The organism is Microbulbifer sp. ABF4_148 (genome assembly GCF_056158985.1).
The window spans coordinates 3,803,908-3,825,117 of the sequence record NZ_JBSWUI010000001.1 but is presented as its reverse complement, the minus strand read 5'-3'; the positions used below and the strand labels follow the sequence as shown (position 1 = coordinate 3,825,117).

The following is a 21,210-nucleotide window of genomic DNA, read 5'->3' as shown; positions in this document are numbered from 1 at the left end:
TGCCCACTGCTCCTTTGAACTTGTTAGGGTCTGTTTGCCTCAATTTTCCAGGCAACCGCCTGCTCGTATTCCGGGAGTATAAACGGACTGATGTGGATATCTTGGAATTTTGAACCTTCAATGAGCTGTTCTAGCTCATCAATACTTTTCTTGGACAACGTCGCACCGCGGATATCGGAAAGGCGTTGCAGCGAGCGTTCATGCTCTCCCTTCATGGCTTTGAGCCATTCCAATATGTCTTTATGTTCGTATCGCTCCCGGTTACAGAACATTTGTCGAAAACCTTGGTATAGATGAGCATGAAACCCGAAAGGAAACTTTTCGGTAAAGCTAGATAATTGTGGCTCGATCTCGGTGAATGCGGTCACTGCAGCACGCGCAGCGCTGTCATTTCCTGACGTTGTTTCATGTGTTACAGCGATTGCGCGGTCTATAAACTGGGTCGAAGAGACAAGCTCAAGACCTTGGAGTTCAACTTGGTTGCGGCTATCGATAACGCCGTTCTCGATATGGGCGATTATGCGCAACTTGCCCCCAGGGGCGACGAGTCGTAACGCTTCTTTGAAGCCGGGCATGCCCGCGTACTCGACGCCAAATTGACTGACTACGATATCAAATGAGCCATCGGCAGCTGGAACTTCGGCGGCAGAGCAAACGATCGTTTCCACTTCGGGCATGCGCTGGTTGAGCTGTTGGATCGCTTGATAGGAAAGGTCTGCGGCAACCAGTTGGCAGCCGGTTTGTTCGGATATATCTGCGAAGATAGAGCCAGCACCGCAAGCAAGGTCGATAACACGATTGTCTGGGGTCAGGTTGGAGAGCGTATGTCTCCAGTATTGGCGCAGTGCATGATGCTTTTCACCTTGTTGGTTGACGAACACTTCACCTGTGGTGCTTTCGTTCGACCAGTACTCGGTCCATTGGCCCTTGGCATCTGTCATTTTCTTTACCTCAAAAAAAAGGGGTGGGCAAATGCCCACCCCTTAGTGTCGCAAACTTATGCCACAGCCTTAGAAATCGGCTCGCAGGCTGAGGTAGTACGTGCGACCAAACACGTCATAAGTTGCGGGGTAGGTGTTAGCCTGCTCCTGGTTGTCACCGAGGATCGGCGGCTCATCGTCCAGCAGGTTGTCTACACCGAAGGTTACCTTGTAGTTCTCCATGAAGCCGTAAGATACGGTTGCATCGAAGTAGTTGGTAGAGTCGATAGTTTCTACGAAGTAGGTGGTGCTATCGTCGTCATCGCTAACTTCGCCAACATGGCGCCACAGCAGCTGTGCAGTCAGGCTTTCCTGGCTGTACTGCAGGGCAACACGGTGCTTGTATTCCGGTACCGGCTCACCACAGTCCAGACCGAAGTTGCCGGAGCACTCGATTACCTCGCCGCCGGCGAACGGCAGGAAGTCGCTCTCGGTGGTTACGGTACCGATGTAGTTGATGCTGGCAAAGCCGTTCATCAGATCGAAGTCGTAGCTAGCCTGAACGTCGAAGCCTTTCAGGGTAACAGAGGCAACGTTCTGGGAAGCTTCCAGTACGGACTCGATAGTACCGTCTGGACGACGAGTGATGGCGTTACAGAAGTCAGAACCTACACCACCAGCTGCATTGCTAGGATCGTAGCAGGTAGACAGGATGTTGTTGGCACCACCACCGAACGCGGAGATAGCATCTTCGATTTCGATGTCGAAGTAGTCCAGGCTGACAGACAGGTTGTCCATCGGAGTAACTACAACACCAACAGTCATGGTTTCTGCGGATTCTTCGATCAGATCCGGGTTACCACCGCTCAGAGAGCGAACCTGGCCAGAAGCCGGGTTGATTGCAGCGGTGTGAACCGCACCAGCCGGTACGCCAGTAGCGATACAGAGGTCACGTACGGCCTGGCTCTGGTCCGGGGAGTTGCCCGCACACGGGTCAGTTGCGCCCGGGAAGCCTTCGTTGATCGGAGAGAACAGTTCGAAGATGTTCGGAGCACGAACGGCAGTGTTGAAGCCAGCGCGCAGGCGAACCATTTCGATCGGTGCCCAGGAGCCAGATACCTTGTAGCTGTCTACAGAACCAACGGTGCTGAAGTCAGAGGAGCGGTATGCCAGTTCCATGTCGAGCTGCTCTGCGAAAGGAGCGCCAGACAGGATCGGCAGGTAGGCTTCTGCGTAGAATTCCTTAACGCTGTAGCCACCTTCCAGTGCTGCTGCGCCGTTGAAACCAGCGATGGTGCCAGCTGCCAGGTCCTGAGACGGATCGAACGCGAAGTTATCGCGACGAGTCTCGAAACCAGTTGCCAGGCCGATTGCACCGCCAGGCAGGGAAACCAGACCTTCAGTGTCGCCACTCAGGTTGATCGCAGCAACTTCCTGGTCAAATACAGCGGTAGAAGCAACCGCGGTGCGCAGGAACGCAGCGCCAGCTTCAGAGATGTTTCCTTCACCCCAGATGTTGATCGGGGAACAGCCTACGGTGCCACCGTTAGCGCCAGTGTCAGCACATACGCCACCGTTCGGATCTGCGTCCAGGTCGAGCAGCAGAGCTTGCTGGAAGCGATCACGGTTTACGTTACCGTACTGGTTTTCGGTGTTGACTACGCGGCCCTTCTGGTAGTACGCGTCGTAGCTCCAGTTGGTGTCAGCGATCTCACCGCGAATACCAGTGTTAACCTGCCAGGAGCTGAAGCCAGCCTTGGCGATACGCGGGCCAACTTCTTCCAGACGACGACGTACAAACGCAGTACCAGTATCGGCAATGCCGTCCATATCGGTATCTACGTCGCCACCCAGAGCGTCAGACAGAACCTGCTGAGCTTCGGAGGTCAGGAAGGGGTTGCCGTCCAGAGTGAAGTCAACAGTCTGGAAGATCGGGGTCGGAGCCAGCTGCTGCGGTACAGAGCTGTTGGTGAACATTGCGCGGCCGTAAACTTCAGCGTTCTCGGTCAGCTCCAGGTGGCCCATGGCGTTGAACTGGTAACGCTCCTGCGGCAGCTGGATGTAGTTAACCGGCGCGTAGTTGTAGAAGTCGTTGGTCTCGCCAGTCTGGAAAGGACGGATGCTGCCATCTGGATTGAAGGTAACACCGAAGCTGTCCGGAGAGTAAGTACCCAGAGCGCCAGAGAAGATAGAGGTGCCCGGGATACCGGAGGAACCACCGTCGATCAGGATCGGGTTGCCGTTCGCGTCAGTATCGTCGAACTGGGCAAAGGTAGAAAAGTCACGGTCGCCCTGGAACAGAGCTTCACGAGAGGTGTAGCCAATGTTCAGAACCGCATTACCACGACCGTCAGCGAAGTTGCCACCGATGGTCAGGTCAATGCTGTCTACGCCAGCATCGCTGTCGCCAGTCATTTCGGAGCTAGCGTTCAGAGAAACGCCTTCGAAATCGTCTTTCAGGATGAAGTTAACAACGCCCGCAACCGCGTCGGTACCGTATACCGCGGAAGCACCACCAGTCAGAACTTCAACGTTCTTGATCAGGGCAGTCGGGATCTGGTTGATATCAACAACACCGCTGGAAGTGGTCGGAACCATACGGGTGCCGTTTACCAGAACCAGGGTACGGTTGGAACCCAGACCACGCAGGTCAACGGTAGCAGTACCGTTACCAGGGTTGTTAGAAGTACGGTCCAAACCCGGAACAACCTGCGGCAGGGTGTTCAGCAGGGATTCGGTGTTTACAGTACCGGTCAGGGCGAACTGCTCTTCACCGATAGTAGAAACCGGAGCATTAGAGACGAAGTCTGCCTTCTTAATACGCGAACCGGTAACAACAACCTCTTCGACCATGGTGGCGTCTTCTTGAGCGAAGACTGGCATGGCAGGAACCGTGATCGCAGCGGCAACCGCTACGGACAGGAGGTTCTTTTTCATTGTAAATCCTCTCTTGATCGTTGGATTTATGTTTTGTGCCTCGGATTAAGGCGATGATGAAAGCAGCCGCCCCCAAGCGGCCACTTCGCTCCCAACAGTTACAAGACGACCGAATCGGCAGGTCCCTCAACAAAAAGTTGAAATTATTTCGAATTTCTCAAAATGTCAGGTTATTACGCAAAGGTCGCTCAAAAAACGATCAGTTTGGTCGTGGGCGGAGCGTTTGTGCGGGAGGGGGAAGGGAGGAGAGGCCCCGCCGGAAGGGCGGGGCCTGGACAACATTAGAACGACAGGGTGACTCGACCGTAGAAGAATCGACCAACGGTGTCGTAATTGATAGGAATTGTATTCATGTCATCGTAGTTGGTGACATAGGGTGGATACTGGTTAAACAGGTTGCGGATACCACCGGAGATGGTGATGTCCTCCCAGCGGTTGTAACGCAGGTTCCAGTCGGTATACCAGGTGCGGTCCACATGGGTGCTGAAGTCGGTGTCACCCGGGAGGATGTCATCTACCTCGCCTTCCATACGGACAATGAAGGTGGTGCCCCAGCAATCGTACTCGTAGTCGAGGCTCAACCAGGTCTTCCACTCGGGGAAAGCCGCGATCCGGGTAGTCACCGGGTCCGAGCCATAGAAGCCGGCCAGGTCGATGGTCGGCTCGAACTCACTGGCCTGGTATTCCCACTCGTGCAGGTAGGTCGCCACGAAGTCGACTGTGAAGACGCCCTCGTTGAACTCCATGCTGTAGGTCGCGCCCAGATCCACACCAGAAGTTTCGAATGTGGAGATGTTCTGTGACGTCAGCTGCTGACCAGCGATGGTTCCACCAGTCTCACGGAACTGGCTGCCGGCCAGAGGCGGCAGGCCGACCGCAGATGGGCCTTCAATCAGTGCACAGGATGGGGAACTGAAGTTCTCACTCAGATAACAGTTGGTGACGATGGTATCGGTGGTAAAGGTACCGATGGCGTCGTCGACACTGATATCGAAGTAGTCGACTGAAAAGCTCAGGTCCTCAACAAAGGTGGGGGTCCACACGATGCCAAAGGTCCAGCTCTCCGATTCTTCTGCCTTCAGGTCCTCATTACCACCAAATTCACCCGTGGCCTGCGGAGAACTCAGCTCGAAATCCGGAGGCAGGCCATCCGAGGCGCAGTTTGCGCGGATGATTGGGTTACCGCTTTGTCCCCAGTTCTGACACGGGTCCGTATAGCGTTCAGCCGATACGGTGGGTGGCAGGAACAGGTCATCCAGGCCTGGAGCGCGGAAGCCCTCAGAGTAAGTGCCGCGCAGTCGCAGCTGCTCAAAGGGTGCCCATTCGATCACGCCCGCGAAGGTCGTGTCGTCACCGATGGTGTCGTAATCGGAGTAGCGAGCAGAAAGCTCCACCGCCAGCAGGTAGGCCCACGGGCAATCTTCGATCAGCGGTGCACGCATTTCGACGTAGACTTCGTCGACATCATACTTGCCGCCCCAGTCCTGTCCGCTCACAAAGTAAATCTGTCCGAGTTGGGCTGCACCGTCTGCGGTGACTTCGACACGCTCACGGCGACGCTCGTAGCCCGCTGCCCACTGCCATTCTTCGGATGAGTTGGGCATGGTGAAATCACCAAAGTCACCCACTACGTTGAACTGCAGGCTGTTGAGGGTCGATTTCTCCACGGGGGAGTTGGTGACCAGCGCGTAGTCTTGGAACGCCTGGGTAAAAGTGTCGACCCGGAAGGGGTCCCAGGCGGTGACGCCCGACGCCGAAGCTGCTGCGGCACAATCCGGATCGTCAGCACAGGCAACAGGATCGAGTGTTGTGGTGATACGGTCGGGGTTGGATCGACCGCGGTCAATCTGCGCATCCACCCAGCGAGAGTAGTTGTAGGAAAGATCCCAGACCCACTCGTTACAGAACTCACCTTCAAAGCCGATTACGCCGCGCCAGGTGCTCAGGTCCTGAGTAAACGAACGACCGCCGGTTTCAGCCAGGCGCCGGTTAACAAAGACATCTGCGCCTTCAGGGTTGCCGGGGTTATTGGCCGGTACCAGCGGCGAGAAGAAGGTGCCTTCCGGAGCCAGTAACTGGTCGGACTGGCGGTTGGCGTAGAGCAGTTCCGCGAAAGTGTTGAACGTGGAAAAGTCTTCCCAGTCCCAAAGTTCGTGGGTACCCCAGCCATAGATGGAAAACACTTCCTGCGGGGTGACCAGATAGCTGACTTCGGCGTAGTTGTAGCCATCCGTCGCCGTGTCAAAGTCGCGCACCTGGCCCGTGGTGGGGTCGACGATGCGGCGACCGGTAAAGCTGCCATCCGCGCTGGTATAGCGACCCGGATAGCTGGTGCTACTACCACCACACTGAATCTTGCCACCACCTTCGAACAGTGGGCAGTCAGAGAAGCTGCGATCGCCCTGGAAAATGTCGTGACGACGGGTGTACTGGGTGTTCAGTACCACGTGACCCTTGTCGGAGGTTGCACCGAAGGTCATCGCGGCAAGGTATTCCTCACCATCACCCTCTTGAGAGGTACCGGCGTCAAAGGTGACCTCGGCGCCTTCAAATTCTCTCTTGGTGATGATGTTGATCACGCCCGCGATCGCATCGGAACCATAAATGGTGGAAGCGCCGTCGCGCAGAATTTCGATGCGCTCAATGATCGATGTGGGGATCGTGTTCAGATCCACAACGCCGGTTGCGGGTCCGGAAGAGCTCAGTCGGCGGCCGTTCAGCAGGATCAGGGTGCGAGAGGAACCAAGGCCTCGCAATGAAACGGTTGCCAGGCCCGGATTGCCGTTGTTAACCGTTGAGCCGAGCTGGCCACCGGTCATCGACGGGATTTCCTGAAGAAAGTCTTCCAGAGTTGTCTGGCCTGAATTCTCCAGTGTGGCAGCGTCAAAAACGCTGATCGGTGTTGCACTGGTGGCGTCGGTTGGACGCTGAATGCGTGAACCGGTGACGACGACTTCTTCCACTTCCTGTTCCTGAGCAAACGACAAAGTGGCAAAGCTTGTTGATACGACGGAGGCCGCAATCGCGCCCGTAATTGCCCGGGATAGACGGGATCTGTCCATGGTATACCTCTCCTGATACCGCTGCTAAACGCCGAATTTGGCTGGGCCCTCCCTGACAACTGCTTACTACTATCAACAGAGGCTTGCTAAAACACTAGAACAATTTTTCTGCAAGAAAAGAATCCATCGAACAATCGCACGCCTTTGGCGCAAGAGTGCGATTACTTTAATGTCAGGGCTGAGGAAGTGGCCTGCGTCGGGAATAACGCGAGAGGCGGCGAAGGTGAGAAAGTGCTCAGATTTTCACGGTGCCGGAGGCGGCATTTACCAGTCAAAAGAAATCGTGGTGTATAAGAAGCGTCCGGTGAGGTCGTAGGTTCGGCCGTCATAGCTGTCATTAAACGCCGTGGCGGCGAAAGGCGGCGCGCGATCAAAAATATTGTCTACGCCAAGTGCCAGGCGAATGCCCTGCGAAGCGGAGTAAGCAACCTGCATATCGTGGCTCGCCCAGGGATTAATTTTTCGACGTTCGAGCGCGTCTGTCTTCTCGACGAGTTCGGAGAGGTGGTGCACGTAGTGGATGGTGTAACCGCCTTCCCAGCGATCCCGCTGCCAGTAGAGACCTGTGTTGGCTTTCCACTTCGGTAGGGAACCGGCGCCACCACTCGCCTGATCGGCGAATGTACCGGCGAGGTCTTCGACGGGCGAGTTGGGATCAGCCTGGTTCAAGTAACGATCTAGGTAGCTGGAATTAAATGCCCAGCGCAAACGCCCCAGGTGCTCACCAAAATATTCGTAGCGCAGTGCCATGTCCACGCCGCGTACCTCGCGGGCACCAATATTCAGGCGGGTGGCAACGACTTTGGTGATGTTGCCTTCTGCATCCCTCAGTACCCGATCAGTGAACAGGGCGCGCTGTGCATTCTGATCAATCAGGAACTGTGGGCTGGCATCGATCACGTCGTTCTGGCGAATATCGAAGAGATCGAGCGTCGCGCTAAAGCCTTTGAGGGACTGTGGTGTCCATACGGCGCCAAGGGAGAGGTTCTCGGACGTCTCTGGTTCAAGCTCCGGGTTGCCGCCGAACTCTGTCAGGTACTGGATGCGTACGCTATCGACCTGTCCGTTACATCCGGGCAGGTTGGCCGCCTCTCCGGTTGAGCAGGGGTCCGATAACAGCTCCTGGCTCTGGAAGCCGGTCTGGTTCATATCCACCAGGTTGGGTGCGCGGAAGCCGGTGGCATAACTGGTGCGCAACATCAGGGTGGGGATGGGTCGCCAGCGAATGGCGGCTTTTGGGTTGGCGGTGCTGCCGAAATCATTGTAGTCGGAGACGCGGATGGCGCCGTCGAACCAGAGCTTGTCACGAAGTAGGGGGGCAGACACTTCGGCGAACGCTTCTCCGATCATGCGATTGCCAACGGCACTGCCCGCATTGGCACCGCCAATCAGGGAGACGCCGGCAGGTTCGGAGGACTGGAAGTCGATAGATTCCCGCCGGAACTCGACGCCGGTAGCGCCGAGGATTTCACCTGCATGGGTATTGAAGAGAATACCGTTGGTAATCAGCGAGACCGATGCCATGTCGGTGCGTCCATCGATCAGGCTACGGGTTCGAATGTAGTCGAGTTGATCCTGATCGAGACTGCCTGCCGGGCCAACCAGATTGACGGGCACGCAAGCGGCGGCGGCATGACATTGATCTGGCCCTTGCAGTGCCAGCTTCAGGCGGTCGGGATCGATCAGGTTGGAAAGCTCTTCGGTCGCCTCGGTGCGATGTGCGGCAAGCCCGAGTTCCCACTGCCAGGATTCCACTTCACCTTTGATGCCGGAGTTGAGGCGCACGGTACGCGTGTCATTGGTCTGCTGACGCGGACCGAGTTCGATGACGCGCCGGCGCAAATCCGGTATGTCCTCACCAAACGGGTTGTAAATATTGTCGGCGCTTACAGAAAATCCATCATTATCGAAGCGCGTAAATACAGGGGTGGGAGCCATTTGTGTTTTGGCTGTGGTCTCTACAGCCATTGCTTCCACGTAAGCCAGCGTCTCATCCGCAAACGTCTTTTCTCCTGCCAGATACAGAGAGTTGCGTTCGACCGGGACGACCGCCGTGGTGAGATCGCGGAAGTTATAGCGGTCTTCCAGGGTCCAGAGCCGATAGCCGCCGCCGTCAGCGTTGGTGAGCGCCGTATTCTCCAGACCAATAAATGTGCTCGGAATGGCGCCTGAGCGGCGGTCAGTGCCGCCTTGTGGTCGCCCATCTGCTGAAGAAGACAGGACGCGGTCGCGACTCATGATGGCGCCCTGGCTGTAATGGGCGAGGCTCAACATGATGTGGCCCCCATCGAGCGCCTTGCCCCAGGTCAGGTGATGCGTGGTCGTACGCTGGTCCCCGCGATCTGCTGAGCCATAAAAGGTCTCCGCACTCAGCCCCTCGAAGTCCCGCCGCAAAATGATGTTGACCACGCCCGCGATGGCGTCCGAGCCGTACACTGCGGATGCGCCATCTTTGAGGATCTCAATGCGGTCCACCGCGGAAAGGGGGATGGTGTTGAGGTCCGCGGCGTCACCGCCAAACCCGTTGTTGACGATGCGGCGGCCGTTGATCAATACCAGCGTGTTGCTGGCTGGCAGGCCGCGCAGGGTAACCGTAGCGCTGCCATCGCCGCCGTTGCTGACAGCTGTGCTGGTGGAGTTGCCGGATACGGCGGGCAGAAACTTGAGAAGCTGAGAAATCGTCTGGGCGCCGGTAATCTCGAGGTCCGGGTGGGCAATGATGTCGATGGGCGCATAGCTATCGAGCTGAGTGTGCCGCAGGTGGCTACCGGTCAGATTGTGCCCGGTCACGACCACCTCTTCAGTGGCGAGGTGGTTACCGGACATTTCCGGGACGGATTCGGGTGCCGCGCGAGGGATGACGGCGACTGCGTTTGAGCCAATGATTTTGTAGGTAAACGGCGAGTCTTCCAGCAACTGGGTCAGGGCAACCCGGAAATCACCGTCCTGGCTGTCGAGTGTCACCTCTGGCACGCGATGATTGTTGGCTGCAGAGGCTTTGACCAGCACAGAAATCTTGCACTGTTGCCCCAGGGCGATCAGGGCATCTGACAGGTCTCCGGCGCGCAGCCGAACGCCGTCCTCGGGGCAGTCGCCCAGAGCAGGGGGAGCTAGCAAAATTAGAGAGGCCAGCAAAATGCCGGCTTGGCCTGTCTTCAAAGGTTCGCCCGTGTCGCCGTCGTGGCCCCTCAGTGTTCGAAGGGCTCCTTCTTGTGGATCTGTGCTGAGGCGAGGGCTTGTGGCCCGGGTTGTACAATAATTGTTCGCCCCGGGCGAGTTTATAACTCAGTTCGGTGGAGGTGACAAGAGAGTCAGGTTGGGCGCGCTGGTATCTTCATATAAGTCGAGCGCCGCGGCGATGGCCTTGAGGGTGTTGTTCGGGTCCGAAAGCTCGAAGGTACCGGAGAGCTGGCGATCCGCCACACTTGGTGCTGCTGCTGCAGGAACATCCAGATAGCGGTTCAATTCTTCCAGGGCATCTTCCAGCGGGGTTTCTTCGAACACCAGTACGCCGCGGGTCCAGTCCAGTGCTTCGTCAGCACTTGTTGGGCGGACTTTACTGATGCCTTCGGAAGACACCGTGACTTTCTGGTTTTTCTTCAGTTTCACCGATTCCGGGGCCAGTGTACTGTCTTCCCGTGATTCGCTGACCGAAACAATGCCGCCAGTCACGGAAACCCGGGTGTTGTTGGCATTGCGCTCGACATTAAACTCGGTGCCCAGTACGCGAATATCTGCGGTGCCCGCAGAAACCGTAAAGGGGCGTGCGGTCTGGCGGGCCACATCGAAGAAGGCTTCTCCGCGGGTCAGTTGGGTACGGCGCTCGTTGCGGCTGTAGGATACCCGCAGTTCTGAATTGGTGTTGAGCTGCACCAGCGTTCCGTCGGCGAGCTCGAGCGTCTCGGTTTCCCCGACCGCCGTGATGTAGACCTGTTCTGCATTTTTACCGGTTGGCAGCCACTGATTGCCTACCCATACCGCAACCACCAGACAGGCCGCAGCCATTGCGCCGCCAGTGATCCACTGGGGGAGGGTCCAGGAGGTCTCGGACTGCCGGGTAGTGCTGGCGCGGGCCGCAGGAGTGGCGGTCGCCGATTGCAGAGGTGTATCCGGAAACAGTTGTTGCAGGGGCAGATTGCTCAGCGCACCGAGGTCACCCCACAATTCGGCGATCTCATCAAAAGCGGCCTGATTCTCCGCGGATTCTGTAAGCCACGCAGCAAAGGCATGACGCTCGCTCGGAGAGATCTCGTCAGAGCGCAAGCGAGCAACCCAGGCGCACGCCTGATCCAGACGTTCTTCCGACGTCCGGCTAGTTACTTCTGATTGTGCGTTGCTGGTGTTCACCGCTGAATGTCCTGCTCAAATCCTGTTTGCCGTTTAAAGCATCGATGCCTGGCCGCGTGGCACCGTTTTGGTGCAAAGGCTGAAAATACTGGCCTTATGGCGCGCATTCCATCGTGTTTTCCGTTGGCAGCGCAACAACTGCTGCAAATCGGGGGGAAGCTTAGCGTTTTCTGTTTTCAAACGCCCTAACTTCTTGTTCAAATGACCGCGCTTTGAGATAAAACGATCTGGCGCGCTCTTTCCTCAATAAAACTTGTGAATATTTTCGTGAATTAGTGCACGAAATGGGTGCATAACTCGGGGCTACCAGCCAAATTTTGAGTGTGCTGACCCAATGTTCAGCTTTTGTGACCGCCTGGAGTCTGATCGTCGCTCAAACCGATGGTTCGGCGCGATCTTCAGTACATCTTCTCCATCTTCCGTCGACAGGTCTTCAGGGCCTGCAGAATGTACTTCTCCACACTGCTCACGGAAGTGCCCATTTCGCGGGCGATTTCATTGTAGGAGAGTCCGCGGGTGCGGTGCAGGAGAAATGCCTGTCGGCACTTCACTGGCAGGCTGTCCATCGCGTCATAGATAGATTGCAATTGCTGTCGGGCGGCTAGTACCCGTTCCGGGGACTGGTGGTCGGCATGCTCATCCTTGGGCTGCTCGCCCTCCATCGGGACCTGCTGGCTGACATAGTCCATATGTAGCTTGCCCCGACGCAATTGGTCCACGGCGAGGTTGTTGGCAATCTGGTAGAGGTAGGCACGGGGGTTTTCGAGCTCCCGCTCATCGCTCATCCGCTGCAGGCGCAGGTAGGCCTGCTGAGCGATATCTTCGGCGTCCTCGGTATTGCGCACGATTCGCGTCACGAAGCGCACCAGCGCCTGACCGTGTTCAGCGAACAGCTTCTCGAGGAGCGATTTCCGGGCCTTGTTCATCAATGAAGAGGGGTCCTTACTACGCCCAGTATGATTGTAGTTGTGTGGGCTGGCGCACAGTTATAACACAGGCGTTCGGGTCCAGACGAGAGCCTGTTGCATGGTGCCTGTGCGGCGGCGTTTATCCCGCTATAATGGCCGGCGCGCCATTGGCGCCCAAGAAAACATTAGCGCCGCTGGCGCTGGAGAGCGAATGAGTTATCAAGTACTGGCGCGCAAGTGGCGTCCGCGGCTATTTCGGGAAATGGTAGGGCAGGAGCATGTCCTGCAAGCGCTGATCAACGCGCTCGACAATGGCCGCCTGCACCACGCTTATCTGTTCGCCGGTACCCGGGGTGTGGGGAAAACCACTATTGCCCGAATTCTGGCGAAGTGCCTGAACTGCGAGACGGGTGTCAGCTCCGAGCCTTGCGGGCAATGTACCGCCTGTACTGAGATCGCCGAGGGGCGCTTTGTCGACCTGATTGAAGTGGATGCCGCGTCGCGCACCAAGGTCGAGGATACCCGCGAGCTGCTGGAGAATGTGCAGTACGCGCCGACCCGCGGCCGCTACAAGGTGTACCTGATTGACGAGGTACACATGCTGTCCAACAGTTCCTTCAATGCCCTGCTGAAAACGCTGGAGGAGCCGCCTCCCCACGTTAAATTCCTGTTGGCAACGACGGATCCGCAAAAACTGCCGGTGACCGTACTGTCACGGTGCCTGCAATTTAACCTGAAGAACATGAGCCCCGAGCGGGTAGTGGAGCATTTGCGCTTCGTACTCGGCCAGGAAATGGTTCCTTTCGAGGAGGGGGCGCTATGGCACCTGGGTCGCGCGGCCGATGGCAGTATGCGCGATGCCATGAGCCTGACCGACCAGGCGATCGCGTTTGGCGGTGGCAAAGTTGCCGAGTCCGAAGTCCGGGCGATGTTGGGCAGTATCGATACGGGTCTGGTGTGGAAGCTGCTGACGGCGCTGGCTGAAGAGAGTCCCCAGGCGTTATTTGCGGCAGTAGAAGCACTGGCTCAACAGGCACCGGATTACAGTGCCGCCCTGGCGGAGCTCGCCAATAATTTGCACCGCGTGGCTGTCGCGCAGGTGTTGCCTTCGTCCATCGATAACACGCTTGGTGACGGCGAGCGTCTGCAGCAGTTCGCGGCTCAGTTGGCTCCGGAAAATGTCCAGCTGTTTTATCAGATGGCCTTGCTGGCGCGTCGTGACCTGCCTCTGGCACCGGATCCGCGCAGTGGCTTCGAAATGGCCCTGTTGCGCATGCTGGCATTCCGTCCGCAAGGGGTCGCGGATATCCCGACGGCACCGCTCAATAGTGATGCGGCGCCCGCGGAGATCTCGGTTGAACAGAGCCCTGCCGTGACCACCACAGCGGATGCGCCGATGCAGGCCCATGCGCCGACCGACCAACCGCAGGCGGGACCGGGCTTGCACTCGCAGTCTCAGGGGGCGTCCGAAGCTGGATCGCCGTCGAATGTTGCAGCGGATGTGCCGCAAACCGGTGTTGAGCCGCTCACAGCATCAGTCCCGACACAAAACCCGGTGGACGCGGTGGGTACACTGGATCAGCCCCAGACCAGCAGTGCGGCGCCAACCCAGAGTATTTCGCCCCAGGATCTTGGAGATACCTTGTCCCAGGCTGCTCTCGGTGGGGAACCCACGCCGAAAGATGAGGCCGCCCCCGGAAAAAAGCCGTTCCCTGAAGTCGCTCCGGCATTGGCCGGCGAAGCGGCATTGGCCGCGCCGGATTCGATGTCCGCTGAGGCGGACGGTGCTGTGCCGGCACCGGTGGAACCCGCCGATGTCCCACCCTGGGAGCCTGTTCCCGCGACCGTGACAACACCGGCCGGCTCTGCCAGCATGACTGCTGCACCTGCACCTGCACCTGCACCTGCACCTGCACCGGCCGTCGACGCGTCACAACCCGCGGTGGATGAGCGGACTTCAATCCGTGAACAGCTCAAGCAACAGGTCGCCGCGGTTGAGTCTGCCCCGGCACCTGTGGCGCCCGTCGGTCAGCCTCGGCCAGTGGCAGAACCGACGGGTCCGGCAGCACAGCTGGATGCGCTGACCCCGGGTAGTTGGCCGGGTCTCTACAGCCAGCTGGGAATCACCGGTATTTTGCACTCCATCGCCTATCATCTCGAGTTGGTCGGCCGGCAGGAGAATATACTTTCTTTTACCCTCGACGAGACTTACAGCAGCTTGTATGACGAAGTGCACCAGCGGCGATTGGCCGACGTGCTGACAGATTTCGTTCAGCAGCCGGTTGTGGTGCAGATTCAGGTCGGGGTTGTGCATGGCAAGACGCCTGCGAGATTGGCGGCCGCGACGCGTGAAGCCCGTGCGGTGGCAGCACGTGATGCGTTGTCCAAAGACGCCCTGGTGCAAGAGTTACAGGAAGCGCTCGGCGCAGAGCTCCTTCCGGACTCTGTCGAATACCTGGGCGAATCCTGAGGCTGTTTTGATAGACGCTGGTTTTAAACCCGCTTTAACGAGTGAGAGTCATGAAAGGTTTAAATGATTTAATGCAGCAGGCCCAGCAGATGCAGGCCGACATGCAGGAAAAAATGCAGAAGATGCAGGCGGAACTCGATGAGCTCCGTGTCTGTGGTGAAGCGGGCGCTGGTATGGTCAAGGTCACGATGAACGGCCGGCACGATGCCACCGCTGTGGAAATTGACCCGTCGCTGCTCAGCGAAGACAAGGAAATGCTGGAAGATTTGCTGGCCGCGGCCATCAATGATGCGGTACGTCGCGTTGAAGAAACGACCCGCGAAAAACAGCAGCAAATGATGGGTGGCCTGACTGGGGGCATGGATTTGCCCGGCGGTTTCAAGTTCCCGTTTTAAGATAGATAGCAATTTGGTGCATCGGCTTCCATGTTTAGTCCCCTTATCGAAGATTTGATCCGAGCACTGCGGTGCCTGCCGGGTGTTGGTCCCAAGTCTGCACAGCGCATGGCGATGTATCTGCTGGAAAAAGATCGTGACGCGGCGAACCTGTTGTCACGGACACTGGAAGAGGCGGTTGAAAAAGTGAGTCGCTGCTCACTCTGTCGCACGCTCACTGAGCAGGAAACCTGCTCGTTATGTACCAGTGCCCGCCGAGATGGCAAGGCGCTGTGTGTGGTGGAAACACCGGCGGACGTGCTGGCGATTGAGCAGGCGGGTAATTACCACGGTCGTTACTTTGTGCTGCACGGCCACCTGTCCCCGATCGACGGGGTGGGGCCGGCGGATCTCGGCATAGACCTGTTGGAACAGCGACTACGCGAAGAAAAGCCCGCAGAGTTGATCGTGGCGACCAACCCGACGGTGGAGGGCGAGGCAACGGCGCAATTTATCGCCGAGCGGGCCCGTGCACTCGGTATTTCCGTCAGCCGTATTGCCCACGGTGTGCCTATCGGTGGCGAACTCGAATACATCGATGGTGGCACACTGGCACATGCGCTCAACAGTCGTACCGCATTCTTTTCCGGTGGTTGAGTTGTGACAGCATTACGAGTCGATACCAATCCAATCTGGATCCGGGATGATCAATCCCTGGCAGAGGCCTGCGCAAAATGGCAGCAGCGGGGTGCAATTGCCCTCGATACCGAATTTATGCGCAGCCGAACCTTCTACCCCCTGCCGGCGCTCGTGCAGGTAGGGGATGGAGAGCACTGCTACCTGATCGATAATTTGAGCATTGAGGATTTGGCACCCCTGCGGGCGCTGCTGCTGGACACCCATGTGGTCAAGGTGATGCACTCCTGCAGCGAGGATTTTGAAACCCTCGATCGTCTTCTGGGGGTGATTCCGGAACCCATCTTCGATACCCAGGTGGCGGCGGCCATAGCGGGAATGCGGGCAGGTCTCGGTTACGCGGCGACGGTGCGGGATCTGCTGGGTGTTGATTTGCCGAAGAGTGAAACACGTTCGGACTGGCTCCAGCGCCCGCTGAGCGAGGCGCAGCAATCCTATGCTGCGCTCGATGTCGCGTGGCTGCTGCCGGTGTATGCGATGCTCTCGAAGCGACTGAAAGAGGCTGGGCGCCTGGAGTGGCTGCAGGAAGACTGCGCTGCACTCGTGGCTGCCGCACGCAACCCCGCACCACCGGAACTGTATTATTTACGGGTGAAGGGCGCATGGCGCTTGCGCGGGGCGAATCTCGCGGTATTGCAGGATCTGTGTGCCTGGCGCGAGCGTGAGGCGCGTCTGCGAGATATGCCGCGTAATCACCTGCTCAAGGAAAATTTGTGTTTCGCGATTGCGCAGCAGCTGCCAAGGCACAAGGGGGCGCTTGCCCAGGTTGGCCTGGAGGGGCGAGCACTGCGTAATCTGGGAGATACCTTGCTCGACATTGTCGGACGCGCTGTCTCTCGCGAGGATGCGCCCGGCGCACTGCCGCAGCCACTCAATCGAAGAGAGGGAGAGTGGCTGAAGGAACTGCGCGGCAAAGTGCAGGAAATAGCCGAGCAAAGCGGGTTGCCACCGGAAATCCTGGTGCGTAAGAAAGAACTCGAACATCTCGTGCAGTCCCCGGATCGGGTGTTGCACGGTCGTCTGTGCGGCTGGCGCGGGCAGGTCATTGGTCAAGCGCTGCTGGAGACTTTGGATCAGCTGCGCGGTGAGGAAGTAAAGTGAAAACAGTCTGTGATGTATACAGAAGCCCGCGGGAAGAGGAAATGTACCTCTATGTGGATAAGCAGGAAGGACTCGAGCGGGTCCCGGAAAAATTGCTCGAGTTGTTTGGCACGCCCGAGCATGTGATGACGATGCTACTGACCGCAGAAAAAACGCTTGCGCGCGCAGACAGTGCGAAAGTGCTGGAGGATATTGGCTCGAAGGGCTTTTATTTGCAGATGCCGCCTGCGACCGATGACGAGATGCGGGCAATTTCCGCACAAAACAGTAAGCTGCAACGCTGAGCCTTGCCGAAATGTCTTCGCGACCTTTCTGGATTGAGAAAACGCTCGAGGAAATGAGCGAACAGGAGTGGGAAGCTCTGTGTGACGGCTGTGGTCGCTGCTGCCTGCATCGCCTGGAGGAAGAGGACTCCGGCGAAGTGTACACCACCAATGTCGCCTGTCGTCTGCTGGATACCCACAGTTGTCAGTGCAGTGATTACCCCAATCGCAAGCAGCAGGTCCCGGACTGTATCCAGTTACGGGTTCAGGATGTGAAAGCCTTCGACTGGCTGCCGCGTACCTGTGCCTACCGAACACTGGCCGAGGGGCGGCCCCTGGAGGACTGGCATCCACTGGTGAGTGGCAGCCAGGACAGCGTGCATCAGGCGGGAGTTTCTGTACGCGGCTGTGTCGTCAGCGAAGAGCTGGTGCATCCTGATGACTTTGAGGATCATATCGTTACCTGGGTCGGCGATTGAGGGTGCGATGACTGCCGGAGGCCGTTGGCGCACGCTGTTGGTTTTGCCGGAATGCGCCTGCGACCCTGTTGACGTATAAGTGGGCGATGCCCCGATGTAAGGAAAATGAGCGCGGAATAATGATTGAAGAATATCAAATGGCGTGGATGGTATACGCGTCAGGTACCCTGGTCCTGTTGCTCGTGGGCTGGTGGTTTATGCGCAAATGGAGCTGGTCCTGGGTGCGTCGAGGGATTTTGCTGATACTGGCCGCGGTGTTGCTGACGCCAGCGCCGGGACGTATCGCCGATGCGCCCTCGATGCCGGTGTTGCCGATGTTCCTCTATCAGAGCCTGTTTGAGGAAGATGGTGCGGCCCCGGAAGTCATCGCCAACCTGGTGTTTGCTGCGGGCGGTGCGCTGGTTGCCATTTGCCTGTGGGCGTTGATCTCCCTGTTTGTTGGCCGTCGCCGCGAGCGCAAGCGTAAATTCGAAGACGACCCCTATTTCAGTAATCAGTGACTTCATTTGGCGGTCCGGTGCTGTGGCCGCCTGATCGCCCTGTCGAGCGATTGCCCTGTAAGCGGGTGTGCCCTGCATCGGCATGAATTTCCTCTTCCGGTCCCACTTCTCACTCTCTCAGCTGCTATATCTATAGAGCTGGCCTCGCCATCTGTGAGGCGTCTTCACGACAAAAATGCCGGCAGGTTTTCGGGAGCGTCACGCTCCCGGTGGATGCTGGCTGGGGATCTGGGATGCTCGACCACCTGCTCATTTTGACTGCTGTCATGCTGGTTTCTGGTGTGCTTGGTGGACTCGTGAACTATTACCAGATGTTGTTCACTGAGGAAGACCCCGCTGGTCTGGCGCGATGCCTCATTATGGGGCTGTGCGGTGCCCTGATGGTGCCGATTTTCCTCAAATTCACCCAGAGTGATCTGCTCATCGAGATCCAGGGCGACCCTTCCCGGTTGTTGCTGTTCACCGGCTATTGCCTGCTTGCTGCCATCGCTTCGCGGATGTTTGTCTTCAACGCTGCACGTCGCCAATTACGTGATGCGAGTATTGCGCGCGCCCGGGTTGAGAGTCTCGAGCAGGAGCTGCGCGCCATGCAGCTGGAAATGATGCCCCTGTTGGAGCATGAAATTGAGGGGGATCCCGACCAGGGACCAACGCTCGATTTCAACCAGATTCGCAAACTCGACGACAATGCCCTGCATGTACTCAACCTGCTTAACAGTGGCGATTGCGTCTTCCGCTCGCTGGGCGGCATGGTGCAGGAGGGGGGGATGGAGTCGAATTCCGCTGCGCGTGCGCTCAACAGCCTGCTGGTACTGGAAATGGTGGGCAAAATTCACAGCCACCTGGGTATCCGCTGGTACATTACCGATAAGGGGCGGCAGGTTGTGCGACGCAGAAGCAGCAGCTCCCAGGCGATGGCCAACTGACCACCTGGTTCTGATTTTCTAATTGCCACACCGATCCAACGTCCATATCTGGTCCCTGCTTACCCCTTCGGCCAACTGGCGCCGTCAAAAAGGTCATTGAACTCCCGCCTGCTTTCTTTACCATGCCCGAATGCACTTTGTGGGAAAGCAGCCATGAAATTTACCGGTACCGATCAATACGTAGCGACAGACGACCTGCAAATGGCCGTCAACGCGGCGGTCGCGCTCGAGCGTCCGTTGCTGATCAAGGGGGAGCCCGGCACCGGCAAAACCCTGCTGGCCGAGGAGGTGGCGCGCGGCCTCGGTTGTCCCCTGATCCAGTGGCATATCAAGTCGACCACCAAAGCCCAGCAGGGGCTGTATGAGTACGATGCCGTCTCTCGCCTGCGGGATTCCCAGCTGGGGGTCGACGGGGTCAACGAAATCGGCAACTACATCAAGAAGGGCAAGCTGTGGGAAGCGTTCGATGCTGATCAGCGCGTGGTCCTGTTGATCGACGAAATCGACAAGGCCGATATCGAGTTCCCCAACGACCTGCTGGTTGAGCTGGATCGTATGGAGTTCTTCGTGTACGAGACAGGCGAGACGGTCAGGGCCAAACACCGCCCCATCGTGATTATTACCTCCAACAATGAGAAGGAGCTGCCCGACGCATTTCTGCGCCGTTGTTTCTTCCATTACATCAGCTTCCCGGATCGCGAGACGATGCAGCAGATCGTCGATGTGCACTATCCATCCATCAAGCAGCAGCTGGTGAGCGAGGCGATGGATATATTCTTCCAGCTGCGCGATGTGCCCGGCCTGAAGAAAAAGCCGTCGACCTCTGAGTTGATCGACTGGCTAAAACTTCTGATGGCGGATGATATTCCGGAAGAAGTCCTGCGCGAGCGGGATGGTTCCAGCGCGATTCCGCCGTTGTATGGCGCATTGCTGAAAAATGAGCAGGATGTGCATATGCTCGAGCGTCTGGCCTTCATGGCCCGCCGCGAAGGCCGTTAGGGCCCCGTGCCACGGTATTTGCCATGCTGATCGGTTTCTTCCTGACATTGCGCCGTTACCGCTTGCCGGTTTCCATCACGGAGCTGCTTGCGCTGCTTGAGGCACTCAAACAGCGCCTGGCATTTGCCAATATGGAGGATTTTTATTTCCTCGCCCGATTGAGCATGGTGAAGGATGAAAAGCACTTCGATAAATTCGATCGTGCCTTCGATGCCTATTTCAAGGAGCTGGAGTCGCTCGACGATATTCTCGAGCAGATGATTCCTGACGAGTGGACGCGGGCGGAGTTCCAGCGGCAGCTAAGCGATGAAGAAAAGGCAAAAATTCAGAGCCTCGGTGGACTGGAGAAGCTGCTGGAGGAATTCCAGAAGCGGCTCGAAGAGCAGAAAAAACGTCATAGCGGCGGTAACCGCTGGATTGGCACCGGTGGCACCAGCCCATTTGGTAATAGCGGATACCATCCGGAGGGCATTCGGGTGGGGGGCGAGAGCCGCAACAAATCTGCAGCCAAGGTCTGGGAGAAACGCCAGTTTCGCAATTTGGATGACAGCGTCGCCCTGGGGACGCGCAACATTCAGGTTGCATTGCGTAAGTTGCGCAAGTTCGCGCGCTCGGGTGCGGCGGAAGAGCTGGATCTCGATGACACCATTGCGTCCACTGCGCGCAACGCGGGATTGTTGGATATCCGTATGGTGCCCGAGCGGCACAATGCCATCAAAGTGCTGATTTTTTTTGACGTGGGCGGGTCGATGGATCCGTACGTCAAGGTCTGTGAAGAACTGTTCTCTGCCTGTCGTACCGAGTTCAAGCATCTCGAGTATCTCTATTTCCACAATTTCATCTATGAGCACGTGTGGAAAGACAACCAGCGCCGCCTCCGTGAAACAACGCCTCTGGCCGAAGTGATGCGGACCTACGGCAAGGATTACAAGGTGCTTTTTGTCGGGGATGCCTCTATGGCGCCCTACGAAATCAGCAGCCGCTACGGTAGCGTGGAACATATGAACGAAGAGCCTGGCGCAGCCTGGATGTCGCGCGTGACGGATCATTATTCGGATCTGGTTTGGCTAAACCCGGTGGGTGAAGAATACTGGCAATACACCGCCAGTATCGGTATGACGCAAGACCTGGTTGCCGGGCAGATGTTCCCGATGACGCTCGAAGGGCTGGACCGTGCAATCTCCAGGCTGGTGAAGGGGCGCTAACCGCTGCTCGCTACCTGTTCGCG

General features: G+C 57.6%; 16 protein-coding genes. 10 read left to right on the top strand and 6 right to left on the bottom strand.

All coding sequences use genetic code 11. The features are described 5' to 3' along the window. Nucleotides 1-23: 23 nt before the first annotated feature. The 6 genes from ACXAD0_RS16840 to ACXAD0_RS16815 form a co-directional block, all read right to left on the bottom strand. Nucleotides 24-941 (bottom strand): class I SAM-dependent methyltransferase, encoded by a 918-nt coding sequence (locus ACXAD0_RS16840; protein WP_475089832.1) that lies wholly within the window; start codon nt 939-941, stop codon nt 24-26. Between the two features lie 69 nt (nt 942-1,010). After that, nucleotides 1,011-3,857, bottom strand: a complete 2,847-nt coding sequence (locus ACXAD0_RS16835) for a TonB-dependent receptor domain-containing protein (protein WP_475089830.1) — start codon at nt 3,855-3,857, stop codon at nt 1,011-1,013. 281 nt (nt 3,858-4,138) lie between these two features. Beyond that, on the bottom strand, nt 4,139-6,919 hold the full coding sequence (locus tag ACXAD0_RS16830) for a TonB-dependent receptor domain-containing protein (protein ID WP_475089828.1): 2,781 nt from the start codon (nt 6,917-6,919) through the stop codon (nt 4,139-4,141). A gap of 264 nt (nt 6,920-7,183) precedes the next feature. Then, nucleotides 7,184-10,036 (bottom strand): TonB-dependent receptor, encoded by a 2,853-nt coding sequence (locus ACXAD0_RS16825; protein ID WP_475089826.1) that lies wholly within the window; start codon nt 10,034-10,036, stop codon nt 7,184-7,186. Between the two features lie 168 nt (nt 10,037-10,204). Further along, complete coding sequence (locus ACXAD0_RS16820) at nt 10,205-11,266, bottom strand: FecR family protein (protein WP_475089825.1); 1,062 nt, start codon at nt 11,264-11,266, stop codon at nt 10,205-10,207. Between the two features lie 398 nt (nt 11,267-11,664). Further along, nucleotides 11,665-12,192, bottom strand: coding sequence for an RNA polymerase sigma factor (locus ACXAD0_RS16815; RefSeq protein WP_475089823.1), 528 nt, complete (start codon nt 12,190-12,192; stop codon nt 11,665-11,667). A 193-nt stretch (nt 12,193-12,385) separates the two neighbouring features. On the opposite strand from ACXAD0_RS16815, the gene dnaX reads away from it, so the two are divergent. The 10 genes from dnaX to ACXAD0_RS16765 all read left to right on the top strand — a co-directional run bounded on the left by dnaX (nt 12,386) and on the right by ACXAD0_RS16765 (nt 21,187). Next, a complete protein-coding gene (gene dnaX / locus ACXAD0_RS16810; protein WP_475089822.1) occupies nt 12,386-14,644 on the top strand; it encodes a DNA polymerase III subunit gamma/tau in 2,259 nt (752 codons plus the stop codon). A gap of 50 nt (nt 14,645-14,694) precedes the next feature. Beyond that, nucleotides 14,695-15,039: a YbaB/EbfC family nucleoid-associated protein gene (locus ACXAD0_RS16805; protein WP_475089820.1), complete on the top strand. Its 345-nt coding sequence runs from the start codon at nt 14,695-14,697 to the stop codon at nt 15,037-15,039. Between the two features lie 30 nt (nt 15,040-15,069). Continuing rightward, a complete protein-coding gene (recR, locus tag ACXAD0_RS16800; RefSeq protein WP_475089818.1) occupies nt 15,070-15,675 on the top strand; it encodes a recombination mediator RecR in 606 nt (201 codons plus the stop codon). A gap of 3 nt (nt 15,676-15,678) precedes the next feature. Then, nucleotides 15,679-16,815 (top strand): ribonuclease D, encoded by a 1,137-nt coding sequence (rnd, locus tag ACXAD0_RS16795; protein WP_475089816.1) that lies wholly within the window; start codon nt 15,679-15,681, stop codon nt 16,813-16,815. Further along, entirely contained in the window at nt 16,812-17,099 is a 288-nt protein-coding gene (locus ACXAD0_RS16790; RefSeq protein ID WP_475089814.1) for a YcgL domain-containing protein, read from the top strand. Before rnd ends, ACXAD0_RS16790 begins: the two co-directional genes overlap by 4 nt. Before the next feature lie 11 nt (nt 17,100-17,110). Continuing rightward, nucleotides 17,111-17,557 (top strand): YcgN family cysteine cluster protein, encoded by a 447-nt coding sequence (locus ACXAD0_RS16785; protein WP_475089812.1) that lies wholly within the window; start codon nt 17,111-17,113, stop codon nt 17,555-17,557. 137 nt (nt 17,558-17,694) lie between these two features. Beyond that, entirely contained in the window at nt 17,695-18,057 is a 363-nt protein-coding gene (locus ACXAD0_RS16780; protein WP_475089810.1) for a hypothetical protein, read from the top strand. 233 nt (nt 18,058-18,290) lie between these two features. After that, nucleotides 18,291-18,983, top strand: coding sequence for a YEATS-associated helix-containing protein (locus ACXAD0_RS16775; RefSeq protein ID WP_475089808.1), 693 nt, complete (start codon nt 18,291-18,293; stop codon nt 18,981-18,983). Between the two features lie 153 nt (nt 18,984-19,136). Then, complete coding sequence (locus ACXAD0_RS16770; RefSeq protein WP_475089806.1) at nt 19,137-19,982, top strand: AAA family ATPase; 846 nt, start codon at nt 19,137-19,139, stop codon at nt 19,980-19,982. A 23-nt stretch (nt 19,983-20,005) separates the two neighbouring features. Beyond that, nucleotides 20,006-21,187: a vWA domain-containing protein gene (locus tag ACXAD0_RS16765; protein WP_475089805.1), complete on the top strand. Its 1,182-nt coding sequence runs from the start codon at nt 20,006-20,008 to the stop codon at nt 21,185-21,187. Nucleotides 21,188-21,210 lie beyond the last annotated feature (23 nt).

What these genes read in the sequence shown, in the direction of transcription:
- ACXAD0_RS16840 (WP_475089832.1), bottom strand. Translation starts at nt 941, where the DNA reads ATGACAGATGCCAAGGGCCAATGGACCGAGTACTGGTCGAACGAAAGC.
- ACXAD0_RS16835 (WP_475089830.1), bottom strand. Translation starts at nt 3,857, where the DNA reads ATGAAAAAGAACCTCCTGTCCGTAGCGGTTGCCGCTGCGATCACGGTT.
- ACXAD0_RS16830 (WP_475089828.1), bottom strand. Translation starts at nt 6,919, where the DNA reads ATGGACAGATCCCGTCTATCCCGGGCAATTACGGGCGCGATTGCGGCC.
- ACXAD0_RS16815 (WP_475089823.1), bottom strand. Translation starts at nt 12,192, where the DNA reads ATGAACAAGGCCCGGAAATCGCTCCTCGAGAAGCTGTTCGCTGAACAC.
- dnaX (WP_475089822.1), top strand. Translation starts at nt 12,386, where the DNA reads ATGAGTTATCAAGTACTGGCGCGCAAGTGGCGTCCGCGGCTATTTCGG.
- ACXAD0_RS16805 (WP_475089820.1), top strand. Translation starts at nt 14,695, where the DNA reads ATGAAAGGTTTAAATGATTTAATGCAGCAGGCCCAGCAGATGCAGGCC.
- recR (WP_475089818.1), top strand. Translation starts at nt 15,070, where the DNA reads ATGTTTAGTCCCCTTATCGAAGATTTGATCCGAGCACTGCGGTGCCTG.
- ACXAD0_RS16785 (WP_475089812.1), top strand. Translation starts at nt 17,111, where the DNA reads ATGTCTTCGCGACCTTTCTGGATTGAGAAAACGCTCGAGGAAATGAGC.
- ACXAD0_RS16780 (WP_475089810.1), top strand. Translation starts at nt 17,695, where the DNA reads ATGGCGTGGATGGTATACGCGTCAGGTACCCTGGTCCTGTTGCTCGTG.
- ACXAD0_RS16775 (WP_475089808.1), top strand. Translation starts at nt 18,291, where the DNA reads ATGCTCGACCACCTGCTCATTTTGACTGCTGTCATGCTGGTTTCTGGT.
- ACXAD0_RS16770 (WP_475089806.1), top strand. Translation starts at nt 19,137, where the DNA reads ATGAAATTTACCGGTACCGATCAATACGTAGCGACAGACGACCTGCAA.
- ACXAD0_RS16765 (WP_475089805.1), top strand. Translation starts at nt 20,006, where the DNA reads ATGCTGATCGGTTTCTTCCTGACATTGCGCCGTTACCGCTTGCCGGTT.